We start from the raw sequence: 10,365 nt of genomic DNA, 5'->3' as shown, positions 1-10,365 counted from the left end.
CGAGTGCGCCACCCGCCTGCGCCGCGTCGTCGTAATGCTGGCCGTAATCTTCCGCCGTGTCCGGTTCGTAAGCCGCCTCGTCATGGGCGGCGCCGGCATCGTTTTGGGTGAAGGCGATATCGTAATCGGAGAAGGCGGCAGGGGATGCGCCCTGGGCAGGCGAAGCGCCCGCCCCCATGGCTGCCATCTCGCTGGCGATCAGCCTGTCGAAATCGTCCAGCACCGGGGCTGGCTCGGGCTGCTGCGCATAGGCCGAAACATGCGAGGCGGGAACGAAAGACGCGGTCTCTGCCGGGGAAGCATCGCGCGGGTGGGCCGGCTCGCTGAGGTTGAACAGGGCCGCATCCATCTCACGCGGCTGCTGCGCACCTGCGGCACGCTGCACCGGGGCGCGGTCGACAACGGCGCGCGGCTCGGCCGGCGCGTCGCCGGATGCCTGCGGGGTCGCCCGACTGATGAAGCGAGAAACTGGCGGTTCCCTCACGCTGACTCCTACCATGCCCTGGTGGGAAGAGGAGCCACGCTCATGGCAGGTCAGGGTGGCGGCACAAGCCGGCACACTTACTGGCCTTGCCCTTGATGCGGGGTCCCATCCCGGCCCGCCTGCCTGTGGCAAGCGGAACTTCCGCTAACAATACAACGCGCTAGGGGATGATCTTGGTGAAAACATGATGGCTCGTCAGCGCATTTCCCGTGGTGCGGATGCGCCGACCAGCGCAAGCCCACGGCCGATGACGAGCGCAACAGCCTGTACAAGCCCGAGACGCGCTGTGGTCAATATCGGATCGTCAGACCTAACAAAGCGTAAATCCGGCTGATCCTTGCCGCGATTATACTGGCTGTGGAACGTCTGCGCGACATCGTACAGGTAGAATGCGACGCGATGCGGCTCCTTGGCTTCCGCAGCCTGCCGAACAAGGCGCGGAAACTCGGCCAGCTTGCGGATCAGCGCCAGCTCGCTGTCGTCGGACAGGCGCGAGATGGTCTCGGCATCCAGCGACGAGAAGTTGATATCCGAGATTCCCTCCGCTTCGGCCTGCCGCATGATGGAGGCCGTCCGCGCATAGGCATACTGCACATAGAATACGGGATTCTCGCGCGATTGCTCGGTCACCTTCTGGAAGTCGAAGTCCAGCGGCGCGTCGCTTTTGCGGAACAGCATCATGAAGCGCACGGGATCGCGCCCAACCTCGGCCACCACGTCGGCCAGGGTCACGAAATCGCCGGCGCGCTTCGACATGCGGACGGGCTCGCCGTTGCGGAACAGCTTGACGAGCTGGCACAGCACCACATCCAGCTTCGCGGTGCCGCCTGAGACGGCACGGGCGACCGCTTCCAGACGCTTGACGTAGCCGCCATGGTCGGCGCCCAGCACATAGACCATCTCGTTGAAACCGCGCGCGAACTTGTCGGCGAAGTAGGCGACGTCGGCCGCGAAATAGGTGTAGCTGCCGTCCGACTTGACCAGCGGACGATCCATGTCGTCCCCAACCTCGGTCGAGCGGAACAGGGTCTGCTCGCGGTCTTCCCAGTCTTCCGGCGTCTGCCCCTTCGGCGGCGGCAGCGTACCCTGGTAGACGAAGCCCCGTTCGCGCAGGGCCTCGATGGCGGCGGCGATGCGCCCGCCATTGTCCGCATGCAGCGTACGCTCTGAAAAGAACACGTCATGCTCTATGCCGAGCAGCTTCAAATCATCGCGGATCGTCAGCATCATCGCGTCGATCGAATAGTCCGATACGATGGGCAGCCATTCGGCTTCGGGCATGTCGAGAAGCGTGCGCTGGTAGCGGATCGCCAGCGCCACGCCTACGGCCTTCAGATAATCGCCCGGGTAAAGCCCTGCCGGAATTTCCCCGATGCTCTCGCCCAGCGCCTCGCGGTAGCGCAGATAGGCCGACCGCGCCAGCACGCCGATCTGCGCACCCGCGTCGTTGATATAATATTCCTTGATCACCTCGTCGCCGGCGAAGGCGCCGATATTGGCGATGGCGTCGCCCACCACCGCACCACGGCAATGGCCGACATGCAGGGGGCCGGTCGGGTTGGCGGACACATACTCCACGTTCACGCGGCGCCCCGTCGGCGCCCCGCGCCCGTAATCCTCGCCGAGTGCCAGAAGCTGCCCGAGATGGCGGTGCCAGTAGGCCGGCGTCAGGCGCAGATTGATGAAGCCGGGGCCGGCAACTTCGGCGGCCACCACATCGGCATCCGGGCGCAGTTGCGCGGCCAGCTCCTCGGCCAGCTCGCGCGGCTTGCGCCCCAGCGGCTTGGCCAGCACCATCGCGGCGTTCGTCGCCAGATCGCCATGGCTCGGATCGCGCGGGGGCTCTACCGTGACGCGCGCCAGCTCCGCTTGCGACAGCTCTGCGGATGCGTTGACGGAGGCGACGGCACTGCGCACCCGCGCCTCGAAATCGGTAAAGACGTTCATGACGTTCCCAGCCTGTTCAGACCGGCGCGCCTATCGTAAATCGACGGTTTCGTCAAACAGACGGCGGTATTCCGCAAGCGCGTAGGTGTCGGTCATTCCGGCAAGATAATCGGCAACGGTTCGGGCGCCGGTGCCGTGCACGGCGGCATCCTCGCCGGCCCATCCCTTCCCCATCTCGTACGGCGCGGCCAGATAGGCCGCGAACAGCCGTTCGACCACGCCTTCGGCACGCCGCATGACGCGCATCACCGTTTCATCGCGATAGACCCTGCGAAACAGGAAACGCCGCGTCTCATCGACGGCCTGCCGCATGCCCTCGGAAAAGGCCACGATTTCGCGTGCATTGTCCCGCACGTCGTCGGGCGAGGCGATCTTGTCCTGGCTCAGGCGCAACACCGTCTCGGACAGGACGTCCTCCACCATGCGCGTGATATGCCGCCGCATGATCTCGTGGCCCATCCGCGCCGCTGAAAGATCCGGCCAGGCCTGCCGCACCTCGGCAAGGATTGAGCCGGCCAGCGGCAGCTCTTCCAGGTCATCAAGGGAAATCAGGCCGGCCCGCAACCCATCGTCCAGATCGTGGGTGTTGTAGGCGATATCGTCCGAGATGGCGGCGGCCTGCGCCTCCAGGCTGGCGAAACGGCCAAGATCCAGCGGAAAGACCGCGTCGAACTGCAGGATGGGCGGCGCAACCGGCCCGGCCCCGGAGTGCGGTCCGGTCAGCGGGCCATTATGCTTGACCAGCCCCTCGAGCGTCTCGAATGTCAGGTTGAGCCCGTCGAAGGCCGCATAATGGCGCTCCAGCGCGGTCACGATCCGCAATGTCTGCGCATTGTGGTCGAATCCGCCTTCCCCGGCCATGCACCGGTCCAACGCCCGTTCCCCGGCATGGCCGAACGGCGTGTGCCCGAAATCATGCGCAAGAGCCAGCGCCTCGGTCAGGTCCTCATCCAGCCGCAGCGCACGGGCCAGTGCCCGGGCGATCTGCGAAACCTCGATCGTATGCGTCAGGCGGGTGCGGAAATGGTCTCCCTCGTGCGAGACGAACACCTGCGTCTTGTGCTTGAGGCGGCGGAACGCGGTGGAATGCACGATACGGTCGCGATCGCGCTGAAACGGCGTGCGCGTCGGGCTGGCGGCCTCTGCGACAAGGCGCCCGCGAGAGCTGGCCGCGTGCGTGGCGAAGGACGCCAGCGGCTCGCGTCCGAACCCGTGCCCAAGATGCTGCGCCATCGGTTCCCCTTCGGTTGCGGTGCATACGCCACCGGCGCGCCGTTGACCCGGCGCTGGGCCGTCCATACTTTAGGAGCGTTGTTCCAACAAGAAGAGGCCGGGGCAGATTCCCCGGATACGGCCATGAGCGACGGCACCACGGTTCAGGTTTCGGACGCCGCCATCAAGCGCATTTCCAACATCCTCAGATCCGCCGGCGGCGCCAACGCGCTGCGCATATCGGTCGAGGGCGGCGGCTGCTCGGGTTTTTCGTACAAGTACGATCTGACCGAAGCGGGCGAGCCGGACGATCTGGTGATCGAGCGGGATGGCGCTCGCGTTTTGATCGACCAGATATCCCTTCCCTATTTGGAAGGCTCGGTCGTGGATTTCGTGGACGATCTGATGGGGCAATCCTTCCAGATCCGCAATCCGAACGCCGTTGCATCCTGCGGCTGCGGAACGAGCTTTTCCATATGACGCTTGTCGCGACGTGGAACATCAACGGCGTCAAGGCCCGGATCGACGCGCTCCTGGCGTGGCTAGGCGAGCGCAAGCCCGACATCGCCTGCCTGCAGGAGATCAAGAGCGTCGACGAAGGGTTTCCCCGCAAGGAGATCGAGGCGCTCGGCTACCACGTCGAGACCCACGGGCAGAAGGGGTTCAACGGCGTTGCGCTCCTGTCGCGTCAGGCGCCACTCGAAATAGGCGTCGAACGCGGCCTGCCCGGCAATGACGACGATGTGCAGTCGCGCTTCATCGAAGGGCTGTTTCCCCTGTCGAACGGGGACCGCATCCGGGTTTCCTGCCTCTATCTGCCGAATGGCAACCCGATGGGTACGGAAAAGTTCGACTACAAGCTGGCCTGGATGCACCGGCTCGAGGCGCATGCCGCGCGGCGGCTGGAGGAGGAAATCCCCTTCGTGATGGCCGGAGACTACAACATCATCCCGGAGCCGAAAGACGCCAAAAATCCGGCTGCATGGGTGGATGACGCCCTCTTCCAGCCGGAAAGCCGGGCTGCCTACCGCCGCCTCCTCAACCTCGGCATGACCGATGCCGTCCGCGCCACGACCGATCGGAAGGAGGTTTTCACCTTCTGGGATTATCAGGCCGGCGCCTGGCAGAAAAACAACGGCATCCGGATCGACCATCTGCTTCTGTCGCCGGAAGCGGCATCGCGGCTGCGCTCGGTGGGAATCGATGCGCATGTGCGCGGATGGGAAAAGCCCTCCGACCACGTCCCCGTGGTGGCGGAGTTTCACTGACGAGGCGTTACGGAAGGTCGATCAACGGGCCTTCGGATTGCGAGTAGGCCAGCGCGGTGCGCCGTTCGTCTTCGCTGCTGAGCGAGAACGCCTCTTCCTGCAAAGGCTGGATCCAGTTGCGCTCGTCCGGGGCCGCGTCGCGCAAGGCGCGCGTCAGCATGGCAAGGCCGCGCACCGGCTCTGGCCGGACGGCAATGGCCTTGCCGTCGAAGATGAGATAGCCAAGCAACGCCTCGGCCCTCGGAAAGCCCTTGTGCGAAGCCAGCTTGAGCCACCGTGCCGCCTGGCGCGGATTGGCCTTGCCGCCCTCGCCCGCCAACAGCATCCGGCCAAGCTCGAACTGCGCGCGCGCATCGCCGAAATAGGAAGCGGCATGGCTGTACAGGGCACGCGCCTGCGCCGCATCCTCGTGCACCGGCGTGCCGGGTATGCCCTTGCGGAAATACTCGGCCAGCGCGATCACCGCGCTGGACACATAGGCGGCGTCGGTAGACCCGGAGGTTTCATCGTCCTGGTCGCGGACGATCCGCTCGAACATCTGGAAGGCCTGGTAATCATCCTCGGGTACGCCGTCGCCGTCGGCATACATCTGCCCGAGTTTCCAGCGGGCACCCGGATGCCCCTGATCGGCCGCGAAGCGAAGAACCTCGAGGGCTTCCACCTTTTCGCCGCGCTTATACGCGTTGAAGCCGAGGGCGAAGACCTCTCCCGGCGACATGCCGATGATCTCGTCGAATGGTGTGTCCTGCGCGTTGGCGGGAATCGGGGCGGCGGCGCTGGCGGACAGCACCATCAAGCAACCCACTACCCGTCCCAGGACATGCCTCACCGCGGTGCTCCACCCGTTCCATCGATGCCGGCAGCAGGTTCCATCACGGACGCTTCAAACTGCCGTATCGGCCCTTGAAGTGATGTCCGTTTATGGCAGCAGCGCGGCATTGCCAGTGTGTCGATCTATAGCCGATGCTGTTTTGCAATGGTGTTGCCGACGCACAACAAGGGCGCGGTTGGCCCCGAGATGGAAAACGGAACGTTACGAGCGTAAGCGCTTGCACAAAGCAAAAAGGATGCGCCGGCAAAACCGACACATCCTTTACAAAGCAACGATTTACTGCAGTGCTCAGAAGTTCAGCTTGAACGAAGCGGAGGCGGCGTAGACCCAGTCGTTGTCGACCTCGGCGTTGAAGATGGCGCCCCGGTCCACCGACTGCGATCCATCGGTCCAGTAGCCGACGAGGCCACCCACGCGGATTTCGCCGAAGTTCTGCTTGAACGACACGCCGCCTGACACCGTGTAGAGGTCGGTATAGGTGGTTTCAGCACCGGTCGAGACGCCGCTGTCGTAGCCGAGCATGACGGCCGCCGAAATCTCTTCGTTGAAGGCGCGGCCCAGGCCAATCTGGAAGGAGTAACCATCGTCCCAGTAATAGGGGCTGTTGTTTTCGCGGGCGCCGAGTGCTGACTGGTACGTCACCAGAACGTCGCGATTGGTGCTCCAATCCGTCCAGCGGAAATTGGCCAGAAGAAGCGTATCCTCGGCAATGCCCGTCTGGAAGTTCACGTAAAGGCTTTGCGGGCTGATGACATCGTTCAGGAAGGCAACGCCGGCCGGCAGCGTAGGCAGAACCGCTTCCGGCACGATGCCGAGCGTTGCGCCCGATGCGCTGATGATGCGTCCCGGGCCCGTAATGGTGGCGAAGCCCGTGCCGTCCGGGCTCGAATGCGTCACTTCGGAGCGATAGAGAATCTGCGCGCGAAGGGCGATTTCCGGCTTCTCGTAGGCCAGGCCGATGCGATAGCCGGGTTCGTAATCGCCGCGCGCATCGACGGAAAGCGAAACGGGAATCACCAGCGCCGCGGTTGCCGGCAGCGCCGGGTTGACGGCTGCGGCCGGCACGGCCGCGCTTCCGAGGCTGGTGCCCTGAAAATTGAAGTCTTCGAAAAAGACACCACCGAGAAGGCTGAAGCGGCCCATATCGGCATCGTAGCTGGCGCGGCAGGTGACGCCCCATTCGTTCGAATCGAACTCGAGGCTCTGAACGCGTGATCCCGTTGCGGGGTCTACCGGCTGGGCGCCTCCCGGGAGGCTCGAGTAGTTCGCCTCGGCCGCGAAGCTTTCGATATAGGTTCCGGCGCAGGCGAAGGGCCCGTTGCCGAACTTGATGGCGGGGCTGGGCAGCCGGTAGGTGCCGGTATACTGGCCGTAATCGCCGGACACGCCCTCGATGGACGAGAAGCCGCGTTCAGGGCTGACATAGGTCATGCCGAAGCGTGCGGAGAACATCCCCGGCTCGTACAGGATATCCGTATCGGCGATACCCCGCTGGAAGCCCGCCGCCGAAGCAGCGCCCGATCCAGCCGCCACGAACATCGCTGCCGACGCCAGAAGCCCACCCAGTCTACCCATGTCGCATTCCCCCCGTAGGTGCCGCCAGCCCGGCACTCTTTCATGCGACGGTATGATGTCACGCAGAATTTGCAACAGTGCCCGGCAGGCCTGGGCAACCCTAGGTAACTAAATTCAAATAAGAGACTTCGAGACTAACTTATTGAACCGTTTAAAAAATAAAGGCGGATGGCCATTGCCATCCGCCTGTAATTGTCTTCCGTATACGGAAGAGTTGGCGCTCCATGTTGCTGGGAAACAACAGAATTAGCCGATGCTGTGCGCCGCCTGTGCCAGCGCATCGCGCTCCTGCTCGTAGGCCGCGCGCTTCTCACGCTCCTGCTCGACCACCTCTTCAGGCGCATTGGCCACAAAACGCTCGTTCTGGAGCTTCTTGTCTATGCGCGAGATTTCGTCTTCCAGCTTGGCGATGGCCTTGGCCAGTCGTGCCTTTTCCACGGCAATGTCGATGATGCCTTCCAGCGGCAGCGCATAGGTGACGCCGGCGCTGACGATCTGGGCCGAATTATCGGGCGATTGCGCCGCATTCTCGATATCGAACAGCCGCGCCAGCCGGCGCAACGATGCCTCGTGGCGCACAAGCTTTTCGCACGTTGCCTCATCCGCACCGAGGGCCAGCAGGCGGATTTCGGCGCCGGGCGGCACATTCATCTGGGCCCGCACCGAGCGGATTTCCGTCACGAGGTCGATCAGCCAGTTGATGTCGGCGGCAGATGTCTCGTCTGCAAACGCGTCCCTTGGCCACTCCGACAGGCACAGCATGGCCGGCCGGCCCCCCTCCTTCGGTGCGGTGACCGACCAGAGCTCTTCCGTCAGGAAGGGCATGAACGGGTGCAGCAGCGCATAGATCCTGTCCAGCACATAGCCCGTGACGAGCCGCGTTTCCTGCTGGGCCCGCGGGTCATTGGCCATGAAGACTGGCTTGGCCAGTTCCAGATACCAGTCGCAATAGGTGTTCCAGACAAACCGGTACAGCGCCCCGGATGCATCGTTGAACCGATAGGCGGCCAGCGCCTCGTCGACGCTCGACACGGTGCGCGCAAGCTCGGTCAGGACCCACCGGTTCAGCGGAAGCTGGACATCGTCCGCGGACAAGGCCTTGCCGTGCACCGCCCCGTTCATTTCGGCAAAGCGCGTGGCGTTCCAGAGCTTGGTGCCGAAATTGCGGTAGCCGGCAATGCGCTGCGGGTCCAGTTTCACATCGCGCCCCTGGGCGGCCATGATGGCCAGCGTGAAGCGCAGCGCGTCGGCCCCGTATTCGTCGATCAGCTCGAGCGGATCGATGACGTTGCCCTTGGACTTCGACATCTTGGCGCCGGTCTTGTCGCGCACCAGCGCGTGCACGTAGACGGTGTCGAAGGGCTCCTTGTCCATGAAATGGAGACCCATCATCATCATCCGGGCAACCCAGAAGAAGATGATGTCGAAGCCGGTGATCAGGTCGCTGGTCGGGTAATAAGTGGCAACCTCTTTCGTCTCGTCCGGCCAGCCCAGCGTCGAAAACGGCCAGAGTGCGGAAGAGAACCACGTGTCGAGCACATCCTCGTCACGCGTCAGAAGCTGCTGGATGCCATCCGGATCGTCGGCCATCGCGCGCGCTTGCGAATCCGTCAGGGTGCCATTCACCACATAATGGGCCAGTGCCGTGGCGAAGGCCTCTTCTTCCTCTTCGGCGACGAAGATTTCCCCGTCCGGGCCGTACCATGCCGGGATCTGGTGTCCCCACCACAATTGCCGAGAGATGCACCATGGCTGGATGTTTTCCATCCAGTCGAAATAGGTCTTCTCCCAGTTGCGGGGCACGAATTTCGTGCGTTCGGCGCGCACGCTGGCAATCGCCGGCTCTGCCAGCGTCACCGCATCCACGTACCACTGGTCCGTCAGATAAGGCTCGATCGGCACCCCGCCACGGTCGCCGTGCGGCACCATGTGGACATGGTCGTCCACCTTGGCGAGGTAGCCTTCCTCTTCCAGCCAATCCACAAGCAGCTTGCGGGCCGTGAAGCGGTCGAGCCCCTCGAACATGCCGATGGCCCGCTCGCCGTCTTCGGCGTAGAGCCCTTCCAGGAATTCGGCGTTGTCGCGCAGCGATATTGTGCCATCCGGAGCCAGGATGTTGATTGCACGCAGATTGTTGCGGCGGCCCACCTCGAAGTCGTTGAAGTCGTGCGCGGGGGTGATCTTCACCGCACCGGAGCCAGCTTCCGGATCGGCATAATCGTCGGCCACCACCGGGATCAGGCGCCCGACCAGCGGTATACGCACCTTGCGCCCGACCAGGTCCTCATAGCGCTGGTCTTCCGGATTGACGGCCACTCCGCTGTCGCCCAGCATGGTCTCGGGCCGGGTCGTCGCGACCACCACGAAGCTTGAAGGGTCGGACACGTCGTAGGACTGCCCGTCGACAGGGTAGCGGATATGCCAGAGATGGCCGTGGATCTCGCGCTGCTCGACCTCGAGGTCCGAGATGGCCGTCCGCAGCTTCGGATCCCAGTTGACCAGCCGCTTGTCCTTGTAGATCAGGTTTTCGCGGTACAGTTGCACGAAGACCTTGCGGACGGCCCGCGACAGGCCCTCATCCATGGTGAATCGCTCGCGGGACCAGTCGCACGAAGCGCCAAGCCGGCGAAGCTGGCCAAGAATGGACCCGCCCGACTCGGCCTTCCATTCCCAAACCTTGTCGATAAAGGCCTGCCGGCCGATCTCGCGCCGTCCCGGCTCGCCACGGGCGGCCATCTGACGCTCCACCACCATCTGCGTGGCGATGCCCGCATGGTCCAGGCCGGGCTGCCAAAGCACGTTCGCCCCCAGCATGCGCTTGTGCCGGACAAGAATGTCCTGCAGCGTGTTGTTGAGGGCATGGCCGATATGCAGCGAGCCCGTCACATTCGGCGGCGGAATGACGATCGAATAGGCTTCCGCGCCCGGACGCGCCCCGGCGCCGGCGCGCGACGCACCCGCCTCGTCCCACAGATTTGCGATACGGGGCTCAACCTGAGCGGCGTCGTATGTCTTCTCGATCATGATGCGGGTCCGTTGCGGCCAGA

Annotated in this window: 8 protein-coding genes; 2 read left to right on the top strand and 6 right to left on the bottom strand. The window is 64.0% G+C overall.

Translation table 11 applies throughout. The features are described from left to right. From AUL31_RS12860 to AUL31_RS12850, 3 genes are all read right to left on the bottom strand, one after another. A partial coding sequence (locus tag AUL31_RS12860) for a hypothetical protein (protein ID WP_202814338.1) occupies nt 1–484 on the bottom strand: 484 nt, incomplete at its 3' end. Nucleotides 485–679: 195 nt separating this feature from the next. Continuing rightward, nucleotides 680–2,431, bottom strand: a complete 1,752-nt coding sequence (gene argS / locus AUL31_RS12855) for an arginine--tRNA ligase (RefSeq protein WP_060607113.1) — start codon at nt 2,429–2,431, stop codon at nt 680–682. A 30-nt stretch (nt 2,432–2,461) separates the two neighbouring features. Further along, on the bottom strand, nt 2,462–3,664 hold the full coding sequence (locus AUL31_RS12850) for a deoxyguanosinetriphosphate triphosphohydrolase (protein ID WP_060607111.1): 1,203 nt from the start codon (nt 3,662–3,664) through the stop codon (nt 2,462–2,464). 123 nt (nt 3,665–3,787) lie between these two features. Here AUL31_RS12850 and AUL31_RS12845 point away from each other — a divergent pair, with 123 nt between their 5' ends. Continuing rightward, nucleotides 3,788–4,123, top strand: coding sequence for a HesB/IscA family protein (locus AUL31_RS12845; protein WP_060607107.1), 336 nt, complete (start codon nt 3,788–3,790; stop codon nt 4,121–4,123). Then, nucleotides 4,120–4,911 (top strand): exodeoxyribonuclease III, encoded by a 792-nt coding sequence (gene xth, locus AUL31_RS12840; RefSeq protein WP_060607103.1) that lies wholly within the window; start codon nt 4,120–4,122, stop codon nt 4,909–4,911. The genes AUL31_RS12845 and xth overlap by 4 nt, the downstream gene beginning before the upstream one ends. A 7-nt stretch (nt 4,912–4,918) precedes the next feature. Here xth and AUL31_RS12835 read toward each other — a convergent pair whose 3' ends face one another. From AUL31_RS12835 to AUL31_RS12825, 3 genes are all read right to left on the bottom strand, one after another. Then, nucleotides 4,919–5,704 (bottom strand): tetratricopeptide repeat protein, encoded by a 786-nt coding sequence (locus AUL31_RS12835; RefSeq protein ID WP_060607100.1) that lies wholly within the window; start codon nt 5,702–5,704, stop codon nt 4,919–4,921. A gap of 327 nt (nt 5,705–6,031) precedes the next feature. Continuing rightward, nucleotides 6,032–7,318 (bottom strand): long-chain fatty acid transporter, encoded by a 1,287-nt coding sequence (locus AUL31_RS12830; RefSeq protein ID WP_244489405.1) that lies wholly within the window; start codon nt 7,316–7,318, stop codon nt 6,032–6,034. 246 nt (nt 7,319–7,564) lie between these two features. After that, nucleotides 7,565–10,342, bottom strand: coding sequence for a valine--tRNA ligase (locus AUL31_RS12825; RefSeq protein WP_060607143.1), 2,778 nt, complete (start codon nt 10,340–10,342; stop codon nt 7,565–7,567). Nucleotides 10,343–10,365: the final 23 nt, after the last annotated feature.

Source organism: Aureimonas altamirensis, assembly GCF_001463885.1.
GTDB classification, from domain to species: Bacteria; Pseudomonadota; Alphaproteobacteria; order Rhizobiales; family Rhizobiaceae; genus Aureimonas; species Aureimonas altamirensis.
The sequence above is the reverse complement of the archived record's forward strand: the minus strand, read 5'-3'. Positions and strand labels throughout refer to the sequence as shown.